The following is a 23,460-nucleotide window of genomic DNA, read 5'->3' as shown; positions in this document are numbered from 1 at the left end:
GTTTCCCCCAAGGCTTCGAACCGTCTGGAGATCAGAATGAAAGGTCCGCCCTCGGGATCGGGATCGACCGGGACGTGGCAGCGTCAAGGTGAAAATTCTGGGACCGTGCACTTGGAGGCATGCCAGCTGCGCTCCATGCAACACTCCTTCACGAAGAGCCCCGGTTTTGAGAACGCGCCCCAAGTCACCTATCTTTGACTAAAGTAAGCCTTACCTAAGTTCGAGAGTGCCCTTGTGAACATGACGCCTGACCCCGCCGGCCCCGGCAACCACACCTCCGGCAATGCCCCAGGCGCAGGCACTTACCGCGATGCGTGGGGGATCCCGCATCTGCGTGCCGATTCCGCAGACCAGCTGGCGCGCCTGCAGGGCTTGAACGCCGCCACGGACCGTTCATGGCAGATCGAACTGGAACGCTGGCGCTCCGAGGGACGCACCGCCGAAATGCTGGGTGCCGACGGCCTGCCGTGGGACCGTTTCTCCCGGCAGTGCAGGCTTGACGACACCGCGCGCCGCTGCTTCGAGGCCCTCGACGTCGACACTCAGCGCTGGTGCACCAGCTTCGTAGACGGCATCAACCAGGCGCTCGAGGCCGGGGTGCGCGGAGGACCGGAATTCGAGGAGTCCGGCACCGCTCCGGCACGGTGGAACCTCTGGACCCCTTTGGGGGTGTTCCTTGTCCAGCACATCCTCTTCTCCACGTTCCCGAACAAGCTCTTCCGCGCCCATGTCGCCCGTACCCTCGGCCCCGAGGCCGTCGCCCTGTTCAGCATCGAGGCCCCGGTGTTCTCCGGTAGCAATGCCTGGGCCGCCCATGGGTCGGCCACCGCGGGCGCATCCCCGCTGATAGCCGGAGACCCGCACCGCCTGCTGGAACTGCCCGGCGTCTACCAGCAAGTTCACCTTTCCTGTCCGGAGTTCGACGCAGTCGGCTTCGCCTTCCCCGGTGTTCCTGGCCTGCCGCACTTCGGCCACACCGGCCACACCGCCTGGGGCATCACCAACGCCATGGCCGATTACCAGGACCTCTTCGAAGAAGAGCTGCGCCGCAGTGAAGACGGCGGCATCCAGGCGCGCGGCCCGCGGGGCTGGGAATCCGCCGTCGCGGGCATCGAAACGATCCTGGTCCGAGGCGGCAATCCCGAGGCCGTGGAAGTTATCGAGACCGCTCGCGGTCCGGTCATCGCCGGAGGGCGAGATGGTGGCGCGTTGAGCCTGCGGATGCCTGCCCGGGCCGAGGGGCGGTTGGGTTTCGACGCGCTGCTGCCGTTGCTGCACAGCCGCCGCGTCGCCGACGTGGAGACGGCTCTGCAGCGCTGGGTGGAGCCGGTCAATAGCGTTCTCGCCGCGGACACCGAGGGGACAGTCCGGCATTTCCTCGCCGGGTTGGTGCCGCAGCGGAACCAAGAAAACCGGCGCGTGCCGGTGCCGGCGGCCTCGACCGAACATGCCTGGGACGGCAGCTATGTGCAGCTGCCGAGGACCGGGGTGGAATGTTTCGCGGTGAGCGCCAACGACCGCGAAGCGGGAGGCGGGGATTCTGTCGGGATGGAATTCGCCCCCGCCCACCGCGCCCGGCGGATCCGCGAACTCCTGGAAGACCCAGATGCCGCACCCCTCACCGTGGACGCCATGCAGGCCATTCATTCGGACACGCTGCTCGGCTCGCTGCCCGCCTTCCGTGCCCTGCTGGAATCGCTCGATGCCGGTGTATTGCCGCCCGCCGCCGCCCGGCTCCGCTCCCGCATCCTCGAATGGGACGGCCACATGTCCGCGGACAGCGCCGATGCCGGGGCGTTCGCCGCGTGGCGTTCGGCCCTGGTCCACGGGATTGCGCGGCATCCTGCCCTGGAGCCCTTGGCCGGAGCACACGGGTATGCGCCGCTGTTCGGGCCATGGCTTTCCGTGGAGTCCCGGGTGGGCTTCGCCGTTGAGACCCTGTTGCTTCGCGGCTCGGAGCTGGGGATCGATCCTGCGGTGGAGGCTGCCGCTGCACTGGCCGAGGCCTCGGCCGGATCGGAGCAAAACTGGGGCGAGCGACACACGCTCCTTGCCGTGCATGAGCTCCCCGGCCGACTCGCGGCCGGCGTCCCGACCGCGGCCCTCTCCGGGGACAGCGGCTGCGTGCTCTCCACCGAGTCCCTGCCCGGTGTCGAGGACCGCAGCTTCCGCGGCCCGGTGGCCCGCTACGTCTGGGACCTCGCGGACCGCGCCAATTCCCGCTGGGTCGTCCCCTTCGGCGCGGCCGGCAACACGGGAAGCCCCCATTTTTCCGACCAACTGCCGCTCTGGGCGGCCGGCGACCTCGTTCCAGTCATCACGGACTGGAACCTGCTGGTCAAAGACGCCTCACGTGCTACGGAACCCCCATCCGGAAGGACCCCATGAACACCACCTCCGCAACGGCCCAGGACTTCGGCCTTCGCACCGCCCTCTACACCGAGGACCTCGAATCCGGGGGGACGGTGCGGATCGTGCCGCTGTCCCCGGAGGGCGACCTCGACCTCATCCACGGCTGGGTCATCCAGGACCGTGCCCGATTCTGGGGCATGACCAAGTACTCCCGCAGCGACGTCCTGGAGGTCTACCAGTTCCTCGAGTCGCTTCAGACGCACCACGCGTTCCTAGTGCTGTTCAATGGCGAACCGGTGGCCCTCTTCCAGACCTACGAACCCCTGCATGATCCCGTGGGCGAGGCCTACCCGGCCCGGGTCGAGGACATCGGGATGCACCTGCTGCTGGCACCGGCCACCCGTCCCGTCCCGAATTTCACGCCTCGGCTGGTCACCTCGTTGATCAACTTCATGTTCGCCGACCCAGCCATCGACCGGATCGTGGTGGAACCCGATGCCCGGAATGACAAGGCAATGCGCCGGCTGGAGGCCACGTGCTTCGAGCTCGGGCCCAAGATCCAGCTGGAGGAGAAGGAAGCGCAGTTGGCCTTCCTGACCCGGGGGCGCTTCGAGCGCACGGAAACGTTGCGTACGCGCTAGGACTTGACCCGTGGCTGATGCGGATGCGGCGTTCACAGTGTCGCTGGTCGCCGGGTTGATTGGCGGAGCGGATGTCTTGATGCCACGGCCGCACGCAGTGGGCTCTTCGCTACCTGTTGCGTGCTTTCGGGGCTCGGCCCTGCGCCCGGGGAACCGCGGAAGTGAAATCTTCTCCATGAGTCAATTCGGGTTTCCCCTATTTCGCGAGCACTTTTGATGAGTCTCGCCGACCCCTTGAACTCCGTTGGGACCGGGCCTAGCATTGCTGGCACGGGCACCGGCGGAGCACCCGATGGTCGCGGTGCCGGTGAGGCCCGAACACGAAATGGCCGTCCTCGGGAGAGGGGACCGGCAGAGGGCTACGTCGGTTGGATCGGGGAGAACGTCATGGGCGAGACTACGGCCGAGGCGTCGTCGGCGGAGCTGATGGTGGATCTGATCATTTCCTTGGACGGGTATGCCTCGGCCGAGGGGTGGCCCGGCTGGTGGGGCCTGGAAGCGCCGGAATACCTCGCCTGGCTCGAGCGGGAAGGGCAGAAGCAGTACACCTACCTCCTCGGCGCAAACACCTACCGGTTGATGTCTGCCATGTCGGCTGAGGCGGCGGCCGCGGATTCCAATTTTTCCGAGACCGAGGCAGCCAGTCTGACGGGCCTTGCCGACGTGGCCAAAGTCGTCTTCTCTTCGTCCCTGCGGGCACCCCTGAGCTGGCCGAATTCGAGGCTGGTGAGCGCAGATGCGGTCGAGGCCGTGGCCGAGATGAAGCGGAGCGGGAACGGACCGATGAGCACCCTCGGGAGCCTCAGCCTGAGCCGGTCGCTACTGGCCGCGGGACTCGTGGACCGCTTCCGGGTAGTCGTTTTCCCTGTGATCACGGGCAGGACCGGGAAGGAACGCATCTACGACGGGTATCCTGACGTGGCACTCGAAATGGTGGACAGCAGAACCTTCGACGGACGGCTTCAGCTGCTCGAATACGTCCCCACCGTGCTCAGCGGCCCGCCTGGCACCGCACCGAAATGATCCCATATTAGTGCGTTTGCCTTTCAGCGGACGTGGGCCGGCAGGGCAGCCCCATCTGCCGGGCGTGCTAGGAAACCGCAGGGGGTCTTCCGTGTTGGCCTGGCCCGAACATGCATGCGTTCGCCCTGCGGGCCAAAGAGGCTGAGGAACTCCACGCCCTGTCCGTCCGCCAGCCCAAACCAGTGCGGGGTATGAGTATCGAATTCCGCCGCCTCGCCGGCGGGGAGTACCAAGTCGTGGTCCCCGAGCCGCAACCTGAGGTTCCCCTTCAGGACGTAGAGCCATTCGTAGCCCTCGTGGGTCGCCAGCGGCGGGTCTGCAACGGTTTTGCCGGCCGGGATCACGTGCTTGAATGCCTGGAGTCCGCCGCCGGCCCCGCGGCTCAACGGCAGGATGGTCATGCCGTGGCGGACAATGGGCTTGATATGGATGCGCGGATCCCCGGTCGCCGGAGCTCCCACGAGGTCGTCCAGGGGCACACCGTGGGCGCGCGCCAGCGGCAAGAGCTGTTCCAGGGTGGGCCGGCGCTGGCCGGATTCGAGCCGGGACAGGGTGCTGACCGAAATACCGGTCTGCGCCGAGAGCTCCTGGAGGGTCTGGTTGCTGCCGTTCCGCAGGCTGCGCAGCCGGGGTCCCACTTGCGCGAGGGTGCTGTCCATGTCTTGTTCCATGGTCCTATTTTGCCACATCGGCAAAAATGATTGCCAGAAGTTGGGAGATGGGTCCATGCTGGGTGGTGCACCGGATTTCCCCGGTGAAAACACGATCCAGGGAGCATGAACCATGAACACGACGCCGGATACATTCGACGTGGCCATCATCGGCGGGGGAGCGGCGGGACTGGCCGCAGCCCAGGCGCTGGGACGTTCGCGCCGCAGCATCGTCGTCATCGATGCCGGGGAACCTCGCAACGCCCCGGCCGAGGGCGTGCACAACTTCCTCACGCGCGACGGACTGCCGCCGCGCGAGCTGCTCGCCCTCGGTCGGAAAGAGGCGGAGGGCTACGGTGTCCGGTTCCGCGATGCCCGCGCTTCGGCGACCAGGCGGAACGCCGACGGGTTCGGGATCGAGTTGGACGACGGGACCATGCTCGCCGTCCGCAAGATCATCCTCGCCTCCGGAGTCAGCGACACGCTTCCGGCAGTCGAGGGATTGGAGGCGTCCTGGGGCAAGAACGCGTTGCACTGCCCCTATTGCCACGGCTGGGAAGTGAGGGACCAGGACATTGCCGTGTTGGACAGCCCCTTCGCCGTCCACCAGGCCCTGATGTTCAGGCAGTTGAGTGATCGCGTCACCTTGTTCACCGCTCCAAGACGGGAATTCGATCCGGTTGAGCGGGAGAAGCTGGAGGCACGGGGCATCGGCGTCGTGCCGCAGGAAATCATCGCCGTACGCGGCAACGACAACCACCTGACCCACGTGGTTTTCCGGGACGGTGGTGAGCGCGCCGTCGATGCCCTGGTTGTCATGCCGCACTTTGCGGCGGGGGTCGAGGTGCTCTCCGGCGTTGGCCTGGAGGCGACGGCACACCCGTCGGGCATCGGCACGTACGTTGCCACCGACGAAATGGGCAAGACGGAAATCCCGGGCCTGTGGGCGGCGGGGAACACCCGTGACCCCATGGCCCAGGTGATGATGGCGGCCGCAGACGGGCTGCGCGTGGGCGCCATGGTCAACGCCGACCTCATCCAGGAAGAGACCGACGCGGCGGTGGCCGCCCTGCGCGCCGGTGCGGTTGCCGCGGTCGGGCAACGTAGCTAGCCAAAAAGAGCGGCGGCCCTCCACCACCTGTTCGGCTGCCGATGCTTCCCGAAGTCCACCTGCTCGATGCCTTCGGGTATCAAGGGATGGGGGTCAAACAATGCGAGCCAGGGCTCCCAGCAGGTCCTTGGCCCGGCGGTCCTGGTCTTCGGCGAGCATTTCGTTGGTCAAGAACGAGAATCCTATGTTCTTTCCCGGCCAGGCCCCATGCAATCCGCCACCGGCACCGGAATGCCCGAAGGCCGGGGCTACCGGGCCGTAGGTTCCGAGGGGATCGGCCAACTCATAGCCGAGCCCGAAGCGCAGTGGCCGGTCATTGACTGCGTCCACGCCCTCGGACCAGGTCGCCGTGGAGGACGCGAGGGCCCCGGCGGACAACAACGGTGAATGTGGCGTGGCCAGTTGGGAATAGAGGGATGCCATCGCATCGGCGGTGCCAATGCCACCGCCGGAGGCCATCTCCGCTCGCCTCATTTCCACGGAATTGAACGGATCGCCGGTTCCGGTGAGGGAGCCCGCGTACATCCGATCCACGATCTTCCGCCGTTCCGGATCCTGCAGGAACGTGGAGATCGCATAGTTCTCCGACCGGAAAATGGTGGCCAGTCGCCCGTCCAGTGATTCGGGTAGACCCAAGTGAATGTCCAGGTCAAGCGGCACCGCGAGCAATTCCCCAACCAGTTCACCCGGGGTTTTTCCCGTAACGCGGAAGAACAGCTCGGCCGCCAGGTACCCGTAGGTCAGTGCGTGGTAAGCGACCTTGGTGCCGGGTTCCCACAAGGGCGACTGGGCCGCCAAGACCGCTGCAACGGCCCGGTTGTCGTATCTCAGGCTATCGTCGGGGTCCGGGTCGACATAGACGAGGCCAACGGTGTGGCTGAGCACTTGGGCGACGGTGACATCCTGCTTTCCGGCCCCCGCGAATTCGGGCCAGTACGAGGCGACGGTGGCTTCCGGGTCCAGGACGCGCCGATCAATCAGGATCGCGGCAATGGTGGCCATCAGGCCCTTGGTGCCGGAAAACAAGACTGCCATGGTTGATTCCGACCACGCCCGACGCGTTCCGGTGCCCGAAGCGGGGGCGGCTCCATTCTTGACCGTGGTGCCTCCGTAGAACCGGGCCAGGGGCTTGCCCTCGCGGTACACGCAAAAGGCCATGCCACCCTCGGCGGCTGCCAGGTGCCGGGCGAAGACTCCGGACAGCATCTCGAAGCCGGGTAGGGGCAGCCCGTCATTGTGGCTGGTCAGGGACATTTCAAGTGACATGTTCAGGTTCTTCCCTACTTGAAGGCCGGGACGTTGGCGAGCAGTTCCTGCGTGTAATGGTGCTGCGGGTTGTTGAGCACTTCCTCGGTGGTCCCCATGTCCACGATCTTGCCCTTTTGCAAGACGGCGAGGCGCTGGGAGATGTGCCGGGCCAGGGCGATGTTGTGCGTGACAAAAAGCATCGACATGTTGTGGTCGGTCTGCAGCGTGCGCAGCAGATCCAGGATCGAGGCTTGCACCGAGACGTCCAGGGCACTGGTGATCTCGTCGCAGACCAGCAGCGAGGGGGCATTGACCAGGGCACGGGCAATCGCCGCGCGCTGGCGTTCACCGCCGCTGAGGTCGCCGGGACGGCGTTCCATGTAGCGTTCGCCGAGCTTTACCTGGTCCAGGGCTTCCAGGACCAAGGCGCGGCGCTTGCGCTTGTCGTTGATTCCCGACATCTGCAAGGGGACACCCACCGACTCGGCAATGGTTCGACGCGGGTTCAGTGATGAGAATGGCGACTGGAAGATGTATTGGATCCGCCGCCGGTCCTCGGATGACCGCATCCGCGTGCCGGTGGCCAGCCTCTCGCCGAAAAGCTCGATCGAGCCGGTATAGGCATCATTGAGCCCGGCCACGCAGCGCGAGAGGGTGGTCTTGCCGGACCCCGACTCGCCCAGCAGCATCATCGACTCTCCCTCCAGCAACTGGAAGTCGATCCCGTCCAGGACCGCGTGTTTGCCGTATGACAGGGCCAGGTCGCTCAGTTGCAGCAGCGGGCGGGCAGCCACCGCAACGGAAGCCGGCCGTGGCAGGATGCCGGGCAAGGACTTGGCGTCATCGACGAGCTGGGTGGAGCCGGTGGTGTCCGGCACGCCGAGGGGGCCGGCGACGACCAATGGCTGTTCTCCGGTGATTGCTTCCACCTGGCCCACCCGGCGTCTGCCGGCGAGATCGGGAACCGCGGCGAGCAGCCTGCGCGTGTAGCCGTGTCGCGGGGCGAAGAGGACCTGGTCGGTCGCACCGTGCTCCACGATGTCGCCCTGGAGCATGACGGCGACCTCGTCGGCGATCTCTGCGACCACGGCCAGGTCGTGTGTGATGTAGAGCCCGGCGACCTGGTGCCGTTCGGCCAATTCGCCGATTGTTTGCAGCACTATGGCCTGGGTCGTGACGTCCAGGCCGGTGGTCGGCTCGTCGAGCACGATCACCGACGGCCGGCAGGCGAAGGCCATCGCAATTCCCACGCGTTGCTGCTGTCCTCCGGATAGCTGGTGGGGGTAGCGCCGCTGGTAGGCGGGGTCATTGGCCAGGCCCACCTCGGCCAGCACTTCCCCAACCCGCGACCGGCGTTCGGAATCGGTGGCGCCGACTTGGTGCACGCGCAAGGTCTCGGCAATCTGCTCGCCGATGCGCATGGACGGGTTCAGCGACAGCGACGGGTCCTGCGGGACGTAGGAGATGACCTTGCCGCGCAGGCGCCGCAATTGGGCGTCGGGCAGATCCAGGATGTTTCCGTGGTCCCCGCTGCCCAGGCGCACCGTGCCGGTGCCCTTGGACAGCCCTTGGCGGAAATGCCCCATGCATGCGAGCCCGGCGGTTGTCTTGCCCGAGCCGGATTCACCGACCAGGGCCAGGATGCGGCCAGGCGCCAGGGTGAAGCTGACCCCGTGCAGGATTTCCTCTCCGGCATCCGTTTGCACCCTCAGGTCGGTGGCGCACAGCGCACTCGCCGCGATGTCGTTCTCAACAATCGTGGTCATTGTCATTTCCCCGCATTCATGTTGGCCGAGGCCCGCGCGAGCGAGTCGGTCAGGAGGTTTGTGCCCACGGTCAGCACTGCGATGGCCGCAACTGGCAGCAGCACGCCCCAGGGTTGGACGACCAGGGCGATCCGACTCTCGTTGATCATCAGGCCCCAGTCCGCGGTGGGCGGCTGCATGCCAAGCCCGAGGAAGGACAGCGCGGCGACAAAGCCGATCGAGTAGGTCATGCGCAGCCCGAGTTCGACCATCAACGGGCCGGTGATATTGGGCAGGACCTCGGTGAGCAGGATCTTCCACTTCGGCACTGCGTACATTTCACTGGCACGGATGTAGTCCTCGGTGATCACCGATGCGGTGGCCGAACGGGTGACCCGGGCAATGCGCGGGGCGTGGGTGATCCCGATGACCACCACGAGAACCCAGCCCTGCGGGCCGAGCACGGTGATGGCCAGCAGCGCGAAGACCAGCTGCGGCAGGGCCAGCAGCACGTCGTTGCCGCGCATGATCAGCGCATCGACCCGTCCGCGGGAGTAGGCCGCGGCCATTCCCACGGCGACTCCGATGACCATGCCCAGCGCCGTGGCAAGCGCCGAGTAAGCGATCAATCGCAGTCCGCCGTCCAGGAAGCGCGAGAGCACATCCCGGCCCAGGTTGTCGGTGCCGAACAGTCCCACGGGGGTGAACGGGCGTCCCGTGAATTCGGTGCTGGTATGGCCGGTCAGCCAGGGCAGCAGCAGCGGCCCGGCCAGGGCGACCAGCAACACGGCCACCGTCAGCACCAGGCCGACCTTGGCCTGGCGCTGGCGCATCATCCGGGCCAGCAGCCGAGGGGGACGGGAGGGTGACACTTTTGCTTCAATGACATCATCGACGGTGCTCATGCGGCCTTCTCCGTGCGTAGTTTCGGATTCGTGAGGATTCCCACCAGATCGGCCAGCAGGTTCACCACGATGTAGGCCGCGGCGATCAGGATGGACAGCGCCTGCACCACCTGAACGTCGCGGTTGGTCACCGCGTCCACCAGCGCCTGGCCGATGCCGGGGTACCTGAAGAGGAATTCGATCACGACCACGCCGCCGGCCATCCAGGCCAGCTGGATGGCGATGACCTGGGCGACGGGGGCCAATGCGTGGGGCACCGCGTGCCGCAGCACCACCTGGTGCTCGGGCACACCCTTGAGCCGCGCCATCTCCACGAACCCGGAATCCAGCACCTCGAGCATCGTGGCGCGCATCATCCGGACAATGTACGGGGTCACCACCAGCGCGAGCGTAATCGTGGGCAGGACCAGTTGGACCGGGTGGTTCCACACGGCCTCACCGGGCGGGGCCATGGTCACCGAGGGGAGGATCTTGAACACGGTGGTCGAGAACAACGCCACCAGCCCGATGCCGATCACGAATTCGGGGAGGGAAGCCAACACCAGCGAAACACCGGTGCTGGCGTTGTCGAAGGCCCGTCCACGCTTCAGGGCGGAGAACGTGCCAACGACGATGCCGACCGGAATGGAAATCAGTGCGGCAAGGCCCATGAGCACCAGCGAGGATTCGATGCGGTCGGACAGCAGGGCGGTCACGGGGCCGCCGGTGGCGGCCGAGTATCCGAGGTTGCCCGTGAGCAGGCCGCCGAGCCAGGTGAAGTAGCGCACCCACACCGGGTCGTTGAGGCTCATTTGCTCACGGAGCGCGGCCAGCCGTTCGGGCGTGGCCTGCTGGCCCAGGATTGCCTGGGCGGGGTCGCCGGGCAGCAGCAGGGTGGCCACGAACACCAGCAAGGAGACGATGAAGAGGATGGCCAGGCTGACCATCAGTCGTTTGGCGATCATGCGGGCGATCATTTGGCGACCCCGATCCAAGCGCGGCGGAATTCGAAGCCCGACAAGGCCAGGCCGGTCTTGTTTGGAATCAGCCCCGCCACGTATTTCTGGTAGGCGTCCGCCTGGTTGGGGTGGCCCCAGATGATGTATCCGCCGCGCTCGTACTCGATCTGCTGCGCCTTGGTGATCAGCGCGTTGCGCTTGGTTTCGTCGACTTCGGTGGTGGCGGATTCGATCAACTCCAGGAACTCCGGGTCGTCCCAATGGGTTTCATTGAACGGGCTGGTCGGCAGTGAACTGTTGTTGACCTGGGGCAGGAAGTTGCGCGTGTACCAGAAGTCCTGGGCGAACGTCCACGAAAGGTAATCGTCACCAAAGAACGTCGTGGTGTCCACGCGGCGGATCCTGACGCGGATCCCCGCCGCCTTGGCCTGTTGGGCGAATACCTGGGCCGCTTCGACGGCGCCGGCCTGGATTGGTGCGGTGACCAATTCGATGTCCAGCCCGTTGGGGAAGCCGGCCTCGGCAAGCAGTGCCTTGGCCTTGCCAATGTCCTGGGTGCGTTGGGGGAGATGCGTCGCGTAGCCCGGATCGAAAGGCGCGTAGAGGTCGTTGCCCAGGGAGCCGTTGCCGCTGAGGACCTGTTCGATCATCTGTTGCCGGTCCACCGCGAGGCGGAATGCCTGACGGACCCGGACGTCGTCGAACGGGGCCTTGTCGGTGCGCATCGTGAAGGGCATCCAAGCGCCGGTTTCGGAGTTCAGGATACTGATGCGGGGATCTGCGGAGATGACTTCCAGCAGGGCCAGCGGGATCTGGCCGATGGCATCGACCTGGGTGGACAGCAAGGCGTTGAGCATCGCGTCGTCGTCCGAGAAGTTCAGGATGGTCAGCTCATCCAGGTACGGTTCGTGTTCCCGCCAGTACGCATCGTTGCGTACGAACACCGACCGGAGTCCGGGATCGAAGCTGGAGGCCTTGAACGGCCCGGTGCCAATCGGGTGCTGCACATCGAAGTCCTCCGGGACGATGCCCAGCGCATATTGCCCCAGTGAGTCGTCGAAGGTGGCGGTGGGCGTGTTGAGCCTGAATTCGACCGTCAGGTCGTCGATGACCTTGACCTCGTCGAGGATTTTCAGGGCGGCGGCCCCGCTCTTGGGGTCATCGGGGTTGGTGACCCGGGCAAAGGTGGCGGCGACATCCTTGGCGGTGACAGGGCGTCCATCGTGGAACTTCACTCCGGGCCGCAATTCGACGGTCCACACCAGGGCCGTGGCATCGGGGACGGCACTGAGGGCCAGCAACGGCTTGAGCTCGAAGTTCTCGTCGCGGTAAAGCAGCGATTCGTACAGGTTGACCACGCGGGCGATATCCGTGGTGCTGACCGGGGAATGGGGGTCGAGGGTGTCCGCGGCCCCGCCGCCTGCCAGGCCCACCCGCAGGGAACCCCCGCGGACCGGCTCGCCGGTGGGCGCGTTTTGCAACGCAACGCCGGAGGAACCACAGGCGGTGAGCAGCAAGCCCAGCCCCAGGGCCATGCCGCCGCCCAGGACTGCGCGGCGGCTGGGAGCGGTGCCCGGCGTTCGTTTGGATGGTGATTCGTGGGAATTCAAGACGTACTCGATTCTCGTGAAGGGCGCGAAGGATTCATGCAGTGATGGATCGGCCACTCCAATCGGGGGTCCTGTGCTCATGGGCGGCGATATGGGCCAGGACGTCGGCCGGGAAGGGCGTCGTGGCGCCGGTGCCCTGGTCAACGTGGAGTCCCAGTATTTCCTCCGTGGCGATGAGCTCCGACCCTCGGCGCATTTCGTGGGCAAGGTGCAGCTTCTTGGGCCCGGCGGCGACAATGCAGGTGGTGATTTCCAGCTCCTCGGCGAGGGAAGCCTCCCGCAGGTAGCGCACATGCGCCTCAACCGTGTACAGGGAGCATGCGCTGGAGCGGCGGTAGCCCTCGTCCAGGCCCAATGCGTTCATCACCGAGGTGGTCGCGTCACCGAATGCCAGTACATAGAAGGCCTCGGACATGTGGCCGTTGTAGTCGATCCACTCGGCCGGCACTGTGCAACGATACGGATCAAGACTCACTTCGCCTGCACCCCCTGCGGATTCCGGATGGTCTCCACCACCTGGCGAACGGCAATGATCGCCGCATCGCGCTGGGCTATCAGTTCGCCGAAGGAGCGCCCCGCGGCCTCGTCGTCACACCCGTCAATGACATCCTGGCGCAACGTGGCGGTTAGTTCGGGCGCGTCCAGGCGCGTCCAGGGGGACTTGAGCGACGGGCCGAAATGGTCAAGCATGTGTGCCATGCCTCCCTCGCCTCCGGCCAGGTGGAAGGTGAGCATGGGTCCTTGCAGCGGCCACCGCAGTCCGGGGCCGTCGGTGATTGCCAGGTCGATCTGCTCGACGGTGGCCTCGCCGTTGTCGACCATGTGAAGGGCCTCGCGCCACAGGGCTTCCTGCAGCCGGTTGGCGATGAATCCGGGAACTTCGCGATCCATGGTGATCACCGACTTTCCGATGAATTCGTACCAGCCCGAGGCCCAGTTCGTGGCCTGCGGGTCCGTTTGCAGACCTCCCACGACCTCGACCAGGGGGATCAAATAGGGGGGATTGAACGGGTGGCCAACGACAAGGCGGGACGGGTCCTCCGCCTTCTGCGCCATCTCGGTCATCCCGTATCCGGACGTTGAGGAACCAATGACCACCTCGGGGGAAACGGCCTCGGCGATCCGTGCCAGCAGGTCCTGCTTCAGCTCCAGGTTCTCCGGCGCGCTCTCCTGGACGAACCCGACTCCGCGAACAGCGTCTTTCAAGTCGGCGTGGACGGTGAAGTTGTCCTTGGAAGCGCTCTCGGCAAGACCGAGCGCGGTCAACGCCGGCCAGGCCGCGTCGATGAGTCTGCGCAGCTTGGCTTCGGCATCCGGGGAGGGGTCCCACGCTCGGACGCTCAGGCCGCGGGACAGGAAGTAGGCGGCCCAGCCGCCGCCGATGGTGCCCACGCCAACGCAGGCAACACTCGAGATGTCTTCGAACTTGGGGTACGTGACCATGCTTAGGCCGCCTTATCGAGCTTGAGGATTTCACGGGCTTCGTCCGGGGTGGCCACCGAGTGGCCCATCGATTCAACGATCGTGATGGCGCGTTCGGTCAACTGAGCGTTGGTGGCCTTGACCCCCCTAGACAGGTACAGGTTGTCTTCCAGGCCCACACGCACGTGGCCGCCGAGCAGCACCGATTGCGCGACCCACGGCATCTGGTTGCGGCCAATGGCAAACGAGGTCCACTGGGCGCCATCGGGCAGCATGTTCACCATGGCCTGCAGCAGGCCGGGATTGGTCGGTGCCCCGTAAGGGATGCCCATGCAGATCTGGTAGAGCGGCGGGGGAGCAATGAGGCCCTCCTCGACCATGACGTTGGCAAACCACAGGTTGCCGGTGTCAAAGATTTCCATTTCCGGCTTTACCCCGAGGTCCCGGATCCGTGCGGCGCCTTCGCGCAACATGTCGGGGGTGCTGACATAGAGCTGGGAGCCTTCGCCGAAGTTCAGCGAACCGCAGTCGATGGTGCAGATTTCGGGGCGCAGTTCCTCGACGTGGGCCAGACGCTCGAGCCCGGAGACCAGGTCGGTGCCCGGCATGTGCACGGTGGGGTTGGCAGGATCAATGAAGAGGTCCCCGCCCATTCCTGCGGTGAGGTTGATTACCGGGTCCACGTCCGAGGCCTTCACCTGGCGCACGACTTCCCTGTACAGGGCCACGTCGCGGGAACCTTGGCCCGTTGCGATGTCCCGAACGTGGATGTGCACTACTGAGGCCCCGGCCCGGGCGGCGGCGATGGCGTCGGCAGCGATCTGGTCCGGGGAAACCGGAACGTGCTCGCTCCGTGATGTCGTGTCTCCGGCCCCCGTGAGGGCACAGGTGACGATGACTTTACGACTCATGATGTCGCTCCTTGCTGTTGGATGATGGTGCGGTCAATAAAACCGCAAATATTTGCGAACATTTGACTTGGAGTCAGGTTTCCTGTCAGGACCTGGATTCCCATTCCGTCGAACATGGCGGTCAGCTCGGCGGTTAGGGTGCCGGCATCGACGGTCACAAAGTGTCCAGTTTTTTGTCCGGCGGAGATGATGTCATGCACAGTCGAGGTCCAGCGCCGGTAGCCGGGGGAATGGGTGTCGAGCCCTCCCTCGCTAACGGCGAGCTTGGTCCAGGTCTGCAACCAGATGGACCACTCGGCGCGACCTTCGGCGCCGAGGGGAAGCTGGAGCTCGACAAGGCGCTTGAGCTGGGCCACCGGATCGGTGATCGGCTGCAACCCGGCGACCTGTCGGTCGTAGGCGAGTTTTACCGAATAGTGCAGGGTTTCGGCAAACAAGGCCTGCTTTGACGGGAAGTAGTAATGCACCGTTGGCGTGCTGACACCGACATCCTTGGCAATGTCTGCGATGCGTACCGCTGCATAGCCTTGCTCGGAAAACAGCCACCAGGCACGTTCAATGATGCTTCGACGGCGTTGGGCATGCTTTTCGTCTTCCCGGTGACGCTTCGGAAGGATGTCTGCCGGTGGTGCCGCGGAGGGTGTCTGCGCCGCATCCGAACCGGTGATAAGCCAATTGGCTGTAACGCCGGTCACGGTTGCCAGCAGGACGATTTCCTCGCTGGTGAATTTCCTGGTGCCGCTGAGTGACTTGGACAGCTTGGACTCTTCGAATCCCGTCCGGCGTGCGATCTTGCGCTGCGGCAGGCCGGTGTTGCGGATGGCCTCGCGGATGCGCTCGGCTATCCCCGAGGGGATGTTCTCTGGTTCGGGCATGGTGCAACCCTAGGCCCATGTTTGCGATTAACGCAAGGGTTCTGACTCAAGGTCAGTAAATGTTGCGGTGGGGCCCTTCGGTGCCGGAGCGGGAACCTATGGCGGATCGGCCTGGATGACTGCTCTAGCCGGAGTGGGTTCGCAAATGGGGCACCAGCAACTCGGTAACCATCGGCCAGATTCGGACGGCGCATATCGGGACGGCAAAAAGACATGCCTGCCATGGAGCGCGAATTGTTCAGGCCGTACACCGCGATGCGAAGACGGGCGGCTTCGCACCGGCCCAGGGGAATCGGCAAGCCTGTCCGGCCTTGGGGCTGCGCCGATGTTCCGACCTCTCTTACGTATTTCTAGAAGAGCTGGCGCCAGTTGGTCGCCGCGAGGTCCAGCAGCTCGTCGCCCTTTCCCGACATCACGGTGCGGACGGCGTAGAGCGCAAAGCCCTTTGCCTGCTCGGCGGTGACGGCCGGTGGCATCGAGAGTTCCTGCCGATCAGTCACCACGTCGATGAGGGCGGGTCCGTCGTGGGCCAGGGCCTCGCGCAGGACATCCGGCAGGTCCTTGGATTTTTCCACCCGGAACCCGCGGATGCCCATGGCCGTGGCGACGTCGGCAAAGTTGGGGTTGGACAGGTCGGTGGCGAAGGTGACGAACCCGGCGGCCTTCATCTCCAGTTCCACGAAATTCAGCGAGGAGTTGTTGAAGACAACGATCTTCACCGGCAGCTTCGACTGGACCAAGGTGAGCAGGTCGCCCATGAGCATGGCCAGTCCGCCGTCGCCCGAGAGCGTCACGACCTGGCGCTGCGGATGGGAGGCCTGGACTCCGATGGCCTGCGGGATGGAGTTGGCCATGGTGCCATGGCTGAAGGATCCCAGCAGCCGGCGCCGTCCGTTCATGGTGAGGTAGCGGGCCGCCCAGACCACCGGGGATCCGACATCGGCCAGGAAGACCGCGTCGTCGTCCGCCAGCTCGTCCAGCGTGCGGGCCACGTACTGCGGGTGGATCTTCGCGCCCCGGCGCGAGGGGGTGGCCAGGTCGTCAAGCTTCTCGCGGGTCTTGCGGTAGTGCTTCTGCGCGTCGGCCAGGTGCGTGGTGTCGGTCTTGCGCTGAAGCAGCGGTGCCAGCACCTCCAGGGTGTCGGCCACGGTGCCGACCAGCCCCGCATCGATCGGGGTGCGCCGGCCCAGCTGTTCCCCGCGCACGTCGACCTGGATGATCTTCGCGTCCCGCGGGTAGAACTGCTGGTAGGGGAAGTCGGTGCCCAGCAGCAGGATGGTGTCGGCGGCGTCCATGGCCCGATACCCGGAGGCGAAGCCGAGCAGGCCGGTCATCCCGACGTCGTAGGGGTTGTCGTACTCGATGTGCTCCTTGCCGCGCAGCGCGTGCACCACCGGGGCGCCCAGCAGACCTGCGATCTCCATGACCCGTGCGTGCGCACCGGCCACCCCGGCACCCGCGAGGATGGTGACCCGCTTGGCTGCGTTCAACAGCTCCGCGGCCCGGGCCAGGTCCTCGGCGTGGGGCAGGACGGCGGAGCGGCTGGCGTTGAGCACCGAGACGCGCGTGCCCACGGCCTCGGCCAGGGCAACGTCCCCGGGGATGACCAGCACCGCGACCCCGCGCCGTTCGATCGCGGTGCGCATGGCGATTTCCAGCAGCCGCGGCATCTGCTCCGGGGCCGAGACCGTCTCGCAGAACACGCTGGCCTCACGGAAGAGCTCGGCCGGGTGGGTCTCCTGGAAGTAGTTGCTGCCGATCTCGGACGTGGGGATGTGCGCCGCGATGGCCAGCACCGGGACGCGGTTGCGGTTGGCGTCGTAGAGCCCGTTGATCAAATGCAGGTTTCCCGGGCCACAGCTTCCGGCGCACACCGTGAGGTTGCCTGTCATCTGAGCCTCGGCACCGGCGGCGAATGCGGCGGTCTCCTCGTGCCGCACCGGAAGCCAGGCGATGGACCCGTCCTTGCGCATGGCATCGGTGAGGCCGTTGAGCGAGTCGCCCGCCACCCCGTAGATCCTTTTGACTCCGTTGGCCTTGAGGGTTGCGATCATGGTTTCGGCGACAGTGGGCATCGGTATCTCTTCCTGGCGGGTCGGGACGATTGTTCCCCACCCTACGCCGGGGCCTCGCGGCCCGCCAAGGATCTTTACTGGTCACCGGGTGGTTCCGCGGCCGAATTGTGGCCCGGGTCGCATTGCTCGCTAAGCTGGGTCCCGGATACACGGTGGCAGGGTTGCCACGGGAACAAGGGACGAGAGACGCATGACGCAAACGGCGGCCGAACAGAATCTTCCGGAACTCGCGGTGGGGGATTTCTACTACCTTCCCACCGGCGTGGGCACCTACCGATCCACGGTGCACGCCCAGGGCGCCTGGAACCCGCACGAGCAGCACATGGCACCGGCCACCGGGGTGCTGGTGCACGCCCTGGAGCTTTTCGCCCCGCGGCCAGAGATGCGCATGGCCCGGGTGTCCCTGGACATCCACGGCATCATCCACGGCGGGGAATTCGAAATCACCACGCGGATGATCCGCCCCGGCCGCACCATCGAACTCATCGAGGCGGAGATGGTGTCGCAGGGGCGCACCTGCATCGTCGCCCGCGGCTGGCGCCTGAGAACCCTGGACAGCTCCGCGGTGGCCGCCACCGAGGACGCCGGCGTCATCCACCCCGAGGAACTTGCGACCTTTGAGGGCATGTCGCCCTGGCCCGGCGGGTACATCGAGGGCCTGGAATTCCGCGGCGCCGACGGCCACCGCCCGGGCAAGGGGGTCGTGTGGATGCGCAACAACTTCGAAATGGTGGCAGGCACGCACACCTCCGACCTGGTCAGGCTCCTTGGCATGGTGGATACCGCCAACGGCGTGGCCCCGCGGGTGGAGCCGGGGCCCGAGTCCTGGACGTTCCCGAATGTGGACCTGCAGATCCACATGCACCGCGGGCCCGCGGGGCAGTGGCTCGGCATCGAGGCCCAGCAGACCTACGGAACCGACGGCATCGGGCTAACCAGCGCGGTGCTGCACGATGTGCATGGACCGTTCGGGCGCAGCGAGCAGATCCTCACGGTGCGTCCTGCCCCGGCGGGATCCTAGCCCCCGGAACCATTCGGCCGGAGGAACCCGCGAGGGACTGCTCGGCCCTGGTGAATGCCGATTCGAGTTCGATCACTGCCCGCCGGTAGTCAACCCGAACTCCATCGACCGCGCCGTTGGGTTGGCGGCCGCGCAGGCGTTCGGCCTGCGCCAGGGCCTTGGCCAATGCCGCAGTCTCCGGGACCTCGACATCGTTCATCCCCGGGCTTGCAATGGCCGCGGCCGGGTCCAGTTCGTAGCGGCTCCACTGCCTGAGAACCTGGTCATGCCGCGACTCGAAGGCCGAGTGCTCGGCAAGCAGCCGGGAACCGGTCTGCACGGCCGTCCGCTGCATGGCTTCGTGCACCAGGAAGCGGTGGGTGGCAAGGCAGGCGCCGCAGGCAGCAACCAACACCGCCACGCCGGCCAAGGGGTTCACCAGCGCGGCACCCAGTGCCAACGGTGCCAGCACGCAGAAACCGCAGAAGCCGTACCAAAACCGGGCGTCGGGATCCTGTTCCAGTGATGGGCCGGAAACCATGAGCCAAGCCGTGGCCATGCCCAAGAGCATGGCCAACAAGCCAAGTATCGGGGACAACACGCTCCACCTCCGGATCCTGGGCCCGATGCCGCAAAAATCCGGACCTCATGCTCCATTCCAACCCGTTCCGAAACGGAGGTCAAGGGGTTGTCGAAGAACCTGCTCAGGAGGTGATGGAGGCCAGAGTTTCCTTGAGCGCCTTTTTCTTCACGGGTTCAAAACCGGCGGCCAGGTGCCTGGCCCGGATGTCCCGATCGGCACGGAACAGCGCGTAGCCGCGCTTGAGCAGGAACGGCAGCGGCTTGCGCCGCTCCCGCACATCGCGCACGAGCCGTCGGATCGCGGTGCCCAGGGCCGAGACCTCGATGTAGTAAGCCCGCACCGGAACCCCCAGGCGCTGCAGCGGGGCCAGGATCTCGGAAACGAAGATTCCCTCGGCGACCAGCGGGCCGCCGCTGAGCTCGATCCGGCGCATCGAGTCGTAGCTTGAGGTGCTGATCGCATAGTTCGGGACCTCTGTTGCGCCGCTTTCGAGCAAGTCCACCAGGGCGTCAACGGCCAGGGCGCAGTTCCACGTTCCGGCGTGGTCCCAGTCGATTTCGCCGTAGCCGGTCTGCGGCAGCGGGGTCTCGGGGGTGTGCTCGGAGATCTCGCGGTAGAAGTTGTCGAGTTCCACATGGGGTCGGCCGAAGCGGTGGGCCAGGTAGGACTTTCCGGATCCGGAGGCCCCTCCCAGCAAGATCAGGGGGGAAAGTTGTATCGGCACGACATCCATTATTCACTGCCGCGCATCCGGACCTAGAATCGTCCCCATGAGTCTTTGGAATCCCGATGCCGACCACCCGCTGCACGTGCGGATCGAGGATGCCTCGGGGGACCCGGAGGCCGACCTGGGGGCCGGGATCGAGTTGCTGGGTGCGGTGCGCAACGGGGAGGCGCCGGCGACGCTGCGCATCTACCGGCCCGATCCGACCCTGGCCTTCGGGCAACGCGACGTGCGCCTGGCCGGCTACCCGCTTGCGGTGGCGCGGTCGCTGGAACACGGCTTTGCCCCGGTGGTGCGCAAGGCCGGTGGTCGGGCAGCGGCCTACCACCGCGGCACGGTGATCGTGGACCATGTAGAACCGGCCGACGAGGCCATGATGGGGCACCAGCACCGCTTCAAGGCGTTGGGCGCGCTCTATGCCGACGCCCTGCGCCGCGGAGGCATCGATGCACGGGTGGGGGAGATCGCCGGGGAGTACTGCGCCGGGGAGTTCAGCGTCCACGGTATGCCGGGGACGGCCTCCCGGACGCGGAACGCGGTGAAGCTGGTGGGCACCGCGCAACGCGTGGTGTCCGGGGCGTGGCTGTTTTCCAGCGTCTTCGTGATTGCGGATTCGACGCCCATTCGCGCGCTGCTGGACGACGTGTACCGGGCCATGGGCATCCCGATGGATCCTGCCACGGTAGGCGCCGCCGATGACCTGCTGCCCGGCTACACGACCGAGGCGTTCATTGACGACCTGCTGGCGGAATACGCGCAGCACGCGGAGTTGGCCGGGGCGTAGTCCCGGGATTCAGCGAGATCGCCTGCCCATGGCCAGGCCCGCACAAAATGCGGCGGCGCAGGCGGCCAGGGCGACAAGCAGCCAGCCGGTGATTTGCTGCGGGCCGAGAAATACCATGCCGGGGGCGAAGGCGCCTTCGCTCAGGGGTGCGTAGGCGAACCAGCCGAATTCGGCCACCTGCCCGCTGCCCGCGACCAGAGTCGCGATGCCCGCAACCAGGGCGAGCAGCGCAACCACAGCAGTGATTCTCCGCAGCGTATTTCCTTGATTGCCCCGAGGACCTTGACCCAACTCCGATGTATCGCCCATGCGCTTCAGTATGCCCTGTCCAATCATCAAAGGCCACGTGGGAGCCCCTATTGTTGCGGATTTAGCTGTCGGATTGGAAAGTGATCGACCGGGTCAGAAGTGTGGCCTGTAACATGCTACTGTGTGTGAGGACACAAACTTACCCCCTATTCGAAAGGTGCTGCCCATGGGTGTGTTGGCACTCGGCGTTTTTATCGCAGTCACAGTACTCATCAACGTTGTGTTGAAACGACGTATCTCCGAAGCCCTGATTGTTGCGCTGATCGCCTGCGCCCTGGTTGGCGGCGCAAGTGCGCCAAAGTTGCTCTACGAAGCCGTCGCCGAAGGCTTTCGGTCCGAGGTTACCTTTGCCGGTCTGGCATTCGTCTTCATGGGCGTCATCGTTGCCTCCACGGGATTGATCGAACGGCTGATCCACATCCTGAACTCCATGTTCGGGCGCGTCCGCGGCGGATCGGCCTACGTCTCGACGCTGGGTTCGGCTGCCATTGGGTTGGTGGCCGGTTCCACCGCCGGCAACACCGCCACCGTGGGATCGGTGACGATCCCCTGGATGAAGGAAAACGGGTGGTCTTCCACGCGCAGTGCCACTCTCGTGGCGGGCAACTCGGGTTTGGGTGTGGCGCTGCCTCCCAACAGCACGATGTTCATTCTGTTGGCCATGCCTGCTGCCGTGGGTGTTGCCACCGGACAGGTTTACGTTGCCTTGGCGGTTGCCGGTGCCTATTGCGTGCTGTACCGCATGGTGTTGGTCTTCTTTTGGACGCGCAAGGACAACATCCCGCTCCCCGATACGACGGATTTGGCCCCGCTGCGCACCGCGCTGCACGAGGGCTGGCGTTCGCTGCTGATCTTCGTTGGCATCGCGGTTCCGGTGGCCGTGACTTTCGGTCCGCTCTACAACTTTCTCGCCACCGAGGACGTAATTGGCAAGTTCAACATGTCCGCGATCTCCATCATCGTGTGGGTGCCGATCCTCATCTCGATGATTGCGCTGATCGAGGGGCGGAAGCGGCTCTTTGCCGACAAGGCCGCGTTCGGGAAGCTGCTGAACAAGGAGATTCCACAATTTGCCACCGTCGGCGTCTCGCTGTTTGCCGCCCTGAGTGCATCCAACATCATGGAAGCGCTCGGTGTGGGTCCCCAGCTCAGCGAATTCCTCGGCGGGCTGACCTTGCCCAAGGCGGCCATTGTGGCGATCGTCTGCATCATGGCCGTAGTTGTTGCCACGCCGCTGTCCTCGACCGCGAGCGCCGCGGCCATCGGAGCACCTGCCGTGATGGCGCTGACCTCCGTGGGCGTGCACCCCCTGGTCGCCATTATTACCGTGTTGATCTGTACCTCAACAGAGGGGGCCTCACCACCCGTAGGAGCGCCGATTTACTTGGCTGCCGGCTTGGCCGAGGCCAATCCCACCAGGATGTTCATGCCGCTTATTACCTATTTCGTGATCCCCATCGTGGTGATTGCCTGGCTGTTGGGCATGGGCTGGTTGCCCATCCCGTTCTAAGACGAAGGAGAAACAATGAAAGTCATCAAGGTTCTGTTCTTGCTGTTTCTTGCCGCATTCATGCTCGGCGGCCTCATGTTGGTTACCGGGCAGGTTGTAGGGGTGTTGACGCTCAATGGTGCACTCGTTGGTGGCAGCAAGGATGCCCTGTCTGGGGTCACATTTGCCGCCGCAACGGCCGCGGGCCTCTGCGCGTTCGTGCTGCAGTACTCCAAGTCAATGGTGGACGAGGAGGATTAGTAGTCCTGCGTCAGGTCCGTCCATAGCTGGTCGGGATCCACGTCAAGGCCTTGCGCGGCGATGGCCTGAGCAACGAGAAGCCGCCCGGTCCGTGTGAGGTGATCCCGCATGGCCGTGGCGGCCTTTGCGCTTTGGCCCGCCTTGACGGCCTCGATGATGGGGGAGTGCTCTTCGACGATGTCGGTCAGGGTGCGCTGTTTGCCTGCCGTTGAGACGCCAAGCAGGCGTGTTGCCACGCGAAGGCGGTTGACGATGTCGCGTCCGCGGTTCGACCGCGCCGCGCCCAGGATCAGGTCGTGCAATTCCTGGTCGAAGGCGAAGAATTCGTCCTCGGCGTCGGCCGCCGCGGCGGCTCGCATCTTTTTCTCCAGTTCCACCAGTGCCTCGGTGAGTTCCGGGGTGCAGGAAGTCGCTGCGCGTGAGGCCGCGGGCACCTCCAGGGCAAGGCGCAGTGAGAAGATCTCCGCCACGTCGTACGGGCTGGTGGGGATGATGCGGAAACCGCGGTTGCGCGCGAATTCGACCAGGCCAGCCTCCTCGAGGCGCAGCAGTCCGTCGCGGACGGGAGAGCGCGATATGCCCAAGCGGTCGGCGATTTGATACACGCTATACAGCTTTCCCGTTTCGAGTTCGCCGGAAATCACCGCGGCACGCACGAAATCCATGACCTGCTCGGTCAATGTCGCCCCGCGCTGCGGCAATGGGGATGATGCAGGACTAGTCATGTCCTGATTCTCTCACCCATTTCGATGACTCGGTGGGTCATTTCGCCCACGGCATCTTTCATTCGCCTGTAACATGTTA

General features: G+C 65.4%; 23 protein-coding genes. 8 read left to right on the top strand and 15 right to left on the bottom strand.

Features of this window, described 5'->3' with window-relative positions:
- Positions 1 to 240: 240 nt before the first annotated feature.
- From OIU93_RS05335 to OIU93_RS05325, 3 genes are all read left to right on the top strand, one after another.
- Positions 241 to 2,388 carry a penicillin acylase family protein gene (locus OIU93_RS05335; protein ID WP_264269202.1) on the top strand — a complete coding sequence of 716 codons (2,148 nt, stop codon included), beginning with the start codon at positions 241 to 243 and terminating at the stop codon, positions 2,386 to 2,388.
- Positions 2,385 to 2,993 (top strand): GNAT family N-acetyltransferase, encoded by a 609-nt coding sequence (locus OIU93_RS05330; RefSeq protein WP_264269050.1) that lies wholly within the window; start codon positions 2,385 to 2,387, stop codon positions 2,991 to 2,993. The genes OIU93_RS05335 and OIU93_RS05330 overlap by 4 nt, the downstream gene beginning before the upstream one ends.
- 387 nt (positions 2,994 to 3,380) lie before the next feature.
- Entirely contained in the window at positions 3,381 to 4,016 is a 636-nt protein-coding gene (locus OIU93_RS05325) for a dihydrofolate reductase family protein (protein WP_264269049.1), read from the top strand.
- 23 nt (positions 4,017 to 4,039) lie between these two features.
- Here the strand turns inward: OIU93_RS05325 and OIU93_RS05320 are convergent, their stop codons facing one another.
- Positions 4,040 to 4,687, bottom strand: coding sequence for a helix-turn-helix domain-containing protein (locus tag OIU93_RS05320; protein WP_264269048.1), 648 nt, complete (start codon positions 4,685 to 4,687; stop codon positions 4,040 to 4,042).
- Positions 4,688 to 4,799: 112 nt separating this feature from the next.
- Here OIU93_RS05320 and OIU93_RS05315 point away from each other — a divergent pair, with 112 nt between their 5' ends.
- A complete protein-coding gene (locus OIU93_RS05315) occupies positions 4,800 to 5,777 on the top strand; it encodes an NAD(P)/FAD-dependent oxidoreductase (protein ID WP_264269047.1) in 978 nt (325 codons plus the stop codon).
- Between the two features lie 93 nt (positions 5,778 to 5,870).
- Here the strand turns inward: OIU93_RS05315 and OIU93_RS05310 are convergent, their stop codons facing one another.
- The 10 genes from OIU93_RS05310 to poxB form a co-directional block, all read right to left on the bottom strand.
- A complete protein-coding gene (locus tag OIU93_RS05310; protein ID WP_264269046.1) occupies positions 5,871 to 7,043 on the bottom strand; it encodes a serine hydrolase domain-containing protein in 1,173 nt (390 codons plus the stop codon).
- A 14-nt stretch (positions 7,044 to 7,057) separates the two neighbouring features.
- The gene (locus OIU93_RS05305) at positions 7,058 to 8,791 is read right to left on the bottom strand and encodes an ABC transporter ATP-binding protein (protein WP_264269045.1); all 1,734 of its coding nucleotides are present in this window, start codon (positions 8,789 to 8,791) and stop codon (positions 7,058 to 7,060) included.
- 2 nt (positions 8,792 to 8,793) lie between these two features.
- Entirely contained in the window at positions 8,794 to 9,675 is an 882-nt protein-coding gene (locus OIU93_RS05300) for an ABC transporter permease (protein WP_264269044.1), read from the bottom strand.
- Positions 9,672 to 10,619 carry an ABC transporter permease gene (locus OIU93_RS05295; RefSeq protein WP_372342871.1) on the bottom strand — a complete coding sequence of 316 codons (948 nt, stop codon included), beginning with the start codon at positions 10,617 to 10,619 and terminating at the stop codon, positions 9,672 to 9,674. The genes OIU93_RS05300 and OIU93_RS05295 overlap by 4 nt, the downstream gene beginning before the upstream one ends.
- Positions 10,620 to 10,627: 8 nt before the next feature.
- The gene (locus tag OIU93_RS05290; protein ID WP_264269201.1) at positions 10,628 to 12,148 is read right to left on the bottom strand and encodes an ABC transporter substrate-binding protein; all 1,521 of its coding nucleotides are present in this window, start codon (positions 12,146 to 12,148) and stop codon (positions 10,628 to 10,630) included.
- A 109-nt stretch (positions 12,149 to 12,257) separates the two neighbouring features.
- Positions 12,258 to 12,671 carry a thioesterase family protein gene (locus OIU93_RS05285; RefSeq protein WP_264269042.1) on the bottom strand — a complete coding sequence of 138 codons (414 nt, stop codon included), beginning with the start codon at positions 12,669 to 12,671 and terminating at the stop codon, positions 12,258 to 12,260.
- 23 nt (positions 12,672 to 12,694) lie between these two features.
- Positions 12,695 to 13,666 carry a 3-hydroxyacyl-CoA dehydrogenase NAD-binding domain-containing protein gene (locus tag OIU93_RS05280; RefSeq protein WP_264269041.1) on the bottom strand — a complete coding sequence of 324 codons (972 nt, stop codon included), beginning with the start codon at positions 13,664 to 13,666 and terminating at the stop codon, positions 12,695 to 12,697.
- A 2-nt stretch (positions 13,667 to 13,668) separates the two neighbouring features.
- Positions 13,669 to 14,556: a 3-keto-5-aminohexanoate cleavage protein gene (locus tag OIU93_RS05275; protein ID WP_264269040.1), complete on the bottom strand. Its 888-nt coding sequence runs from the start codon at positions 14,554 to 14,556 to the stop codon at positions 13,669 to 13,671.
- Entirely contained in the window at positions 14,553 to 15,431 is an 879-nt protein-coding gene (locus OIU93_RS05270) for a TetR family transcriptional regulator C-terminal domain-containing protein (RefSeq protein ID WP_264269039.1), read from the bottom strand. Before OIU93_RS05270 ends, OIU93_RS05275 begins: the two co-directional genes overlap by 4 nt.
- A 350-nt stretch (positions 15,432 to 15,781) precedes the next feature.
- A complete protein-coding gene (gene poxB, locus OIU93_RS05265) occupies positions 15,782 to 17,506 on the bottom strand; it encodes a ubiquinone-dependent pyruvate dehydrogenase (protein ID WP_264269038.1) in 1,725 nt (574 codons plus the stop codon).
- Between the two features lie 190 nt (positions 17,507 to 17,696).
- Between poxB and OIU93_RS05260 the strand changes: the two genes are divergently transcribed.
- Positions 17,697 to 18,527, top strand: coding sequence for a thioesterase family protein (locus tag OIU93_RS05260; RefSeq protein ID WP_264269037.1), 831 nt, complete (start codon positions 17,697 to 17,699; stop codon positions 18,525 to 18,527).
- Here OIU93_RS05260 and OIU93_RS05255 read toward each other — a convergent pair.
- Positions 18,496 to 19,107, bottom strand: coding sequence for a hypothetical protein (locus OIU93_RS05255; protein WP_264269036.1), 612 nt, complete (start codon positions 19,105 to 19,107; stop codon positions 18,496 to 18,498). The genes OIU93_RS05260 and OIU93_RS05255 overlap by 32 nt on opposite strands.
- Positions 19,108 to 19,210: 103 nt before the next feature.
- Positions 19,211 to 19,822 (bottom strand): uridine kinase, encoded by a 612-nt coding sequence (locus OIU93_RS05250; protein ID WP_264269035.1) that lies wholly within the window; start codon positions 19,820 to 19,822, stop codon positions 19,211 to 19,213.
- A 37-nt stretch (positions 19,823 to 19,859) separates the two neighbouring features.
- Between OIU93_RS05250 and OIU93_RS05245 the strand changes: the two genes are divergently transcribed.
- Positions 19,860 to 20,597, top strand: coding sequence for a lipoate--protein ligase family protein (locus OIU93_RS05245; RefSeq protein WP_264269034.1), 738 nt, complete (start codon positions 19,860 to 19,862; stop codon positions 20,595 to 20,597).
- A gap of 9 nt (positions 20,598 to 20,606) precedes the next feature.
- Here OIU93_RS05245 and OIU93_RS05240 read toward each other — a convergent pair whose 3' ends face one another.
- Positions 20,607 to 20,834 (bottom strand): hypothetical protein, encoded by a 228-nt coding sequence (locus tag OIU93_RS05240; RefSeq protein WP_264269033.1) that lies wholly within the window; start codon positions 20,832 to 20,834, stop codon positions 20,607 to 20,609.
- Positions 20,835 to 21,072: 238 nt separating this feature from the next.
- On the opposite strand from OIU93_RS05240, the gene OIU93_RS05235 reads away from it, so the two are divergent.
- Together OIU93_RS05235 and OIU93_RS05230 are read left to right on the top strand one after the other, a co-directional pair.
- A complete protein-coding gene (locus OIU93_RS05235) occupies positions 21,073 to 22,416 on the top strand; it encodes a TRAP transporter large permease subunit (RefSeq protein ID WP_264269032.1) in 1,344 nt (447 codons plus the stop codon).
- A gap of 15 nt (positions 22,417 to 22,431) precedes the next feature.
- Entirely contained in the window at positions 22,432 to 22,656 is a 225-nt protein-coding gene (locus tag OIU93_RS05230; RefSeq protein ID WP_264269031.1) for a hypothetical protein, read from the top strand.
- Here the strand turns inward: OIU93_RS05230 and OIU93_RS05225 are convergent.
- Entirely contained in the window at positions 22,653 to 23,381 is a 729-nt protein-coding gene (locus OIU93_RS05225) for a GntR family transcriptional regulator (RefSeq protein WP_264269030.1), read from the bottom strand. The two genes, OIU93_RS05230 and OIU93_RS05225, sit on opposite strands and share 4 nt — an antisense overlap.
- Positions 23,382 to 23,460: the final 79 nt, after the last annotated feature.

Source organism: Paeniglutamicibacter sp. ZC-3, from assembly GCF_025847175.2.
Taxonomy (GTDB): Bacteria; Actinomycetota; Actinomycetes; order Actinomycetales; family Micrococcaceae; genus Paeniglutamicibacter; species Paeniglutamicibacter sulfureus.
The sequence above is the reverse complement of the archived record's forward strand: the minus strand, read 5'-3'. Positions and strand labels throughout refer to the sequence as shown.

Bases quoted from the DNA above. Each gene is read 5' to 3' on its own strand.
- poxB (WP_264269038.1), bottom strand. From the start codon at position 17,506: ATGCCCACTGTCGCCGAAACCATGATCGCAACCCTCAAGGCCAACGGA.
- OIU93_RS05290 (WP_264269201.1), bottom strand. From the start codon at position 12,148: ATGGCCCTGGGGCTGGGCTTGCTGCTCACCGCCTGTGGTTCCTCCGGC.
- OIU93_RS05270 (WP_264269039.1), bottom strand. From the start codon at position 15,431: ATGCCCGAACCAGAGAACATCCCCTCGGGGATAGCCGAGCGCATCCGC.
- OIU93_RS05245 (WP_264269034.1), top strand. From the start codon at position 19,860: ATGAGTCTTTGGAATCCCGATGCCGACCACCCGCTGCACGTGCGGATC.
- OIU93_RS05235 (WP_264269032.1), top strand. From the start codon at position 21,073: ATGGGTGTGTTGGCACTCGGCGTTTTTATCGCAGTCACAGTACTCATC.
- OIU93_RS05275 (WP_264269040.1), bottom strand. From the start codon at position 14,556: ATGAGTCGTAAAGTCATCGTCACCTGTGCCCTCACGGGGGCCGGAGAC.
- OIU93_RS05305 (WP_264269045.1), bottom strand. From the start codon at position 8,791: ATGACCACGATTGTTGAGAACGACATCGCGGCGAGTGCGCTGTGCGCC.
- OIU93_RS05225 (WP_264269030.1), bottom strand. From the start codon at position 23,381: ATGACTAGTCCTGCATCATCCCCATTGCCGCAGCGCGGGGCGACATTG.
- OIU93_RS05325 (WP_264269049.1), top strand. From the start codon at position 3,381: ATGGGCGAGACTACGGCCGAGGCGTCGTCGGCGGAGCTGATGGTGGAT.
- OIU93_RS05230 (WP_264269031.1), top strand. From the start codon at position 22,432: ATGAAAGTCATCAAGGTTCTGTTCTTGCTGTTTCTTGCCGCATTCATG.
- OIU93_RS05260 (WP_264269037.1), top strand. From the start codon at position 17,697: ATGACGCAAACGGCGGCCGAACAGAATCTTCCGGAACTCGCGGTGGGG.
- OIU93_RS05250 (WP_264269035.1), bottom strand. From the start codon at position 19,822: ATGGATGTCGTGCCGATACAACTTTCCCCCCTGATCTTGCTGGGAGGG.
- OIU93_RS05280 (WP_264269041.1), bottom strand. From the start codon at position 13,666: ATGGTCACGTACCCCAAGTTCGAAGACATCTCGAGTGTTGCCTGCGTT.
- OIU93_RS05295 (WP_372342871.1), bottom strand. From the start codon at position 10,619: ATGATCGCCAAACGACTGATGGTCAGCCTGGCCATCCTCTTCATCGTC.
- OIU93_RS05315 (WP_264269047.1), top strand. From the start codon at position 4,800: ATGAACACGACGCCGGATACATTCGACGTGGCCATCATCGGCGGGGGA.
- OIU93_RS05300 (WP_264269044.1), bottom strand. From the start codon at position 9,675: ATGAGCACCGTCGATGATGTCATTGAAGCAAAAGTGTCACCCTCCCGT.
- OIU93_RS05330 (WP_264269050.1), top strand. From the start codon at position 2,385: ATGAACACCACCTCCGCAACGGCCCAGGACTTCGGCCTTCGCACCGCC.
- OIU93_RS05320 (WP_264269048.1), bottom strand. From the start codon at position 4,687: ATGGAACAAGACATGGACAGCACCCTCGCGCAAGTGGGACCCCGGCTG.
- OIU93_RS05335 (WP_264269202.1), top strand. From the start codon at position 241: ATGACGCCTGACCCCGCCGGCCCCGGCAACCACACCTCCGGCAATGCC.
- OIU93_RS05310 (WP_264269046.1), bottom strand. From the start codon at position 7,043: ATGTCACTTGAAATGTCCCTGACCAGCCACAATGACGGGCTGCCCCTA.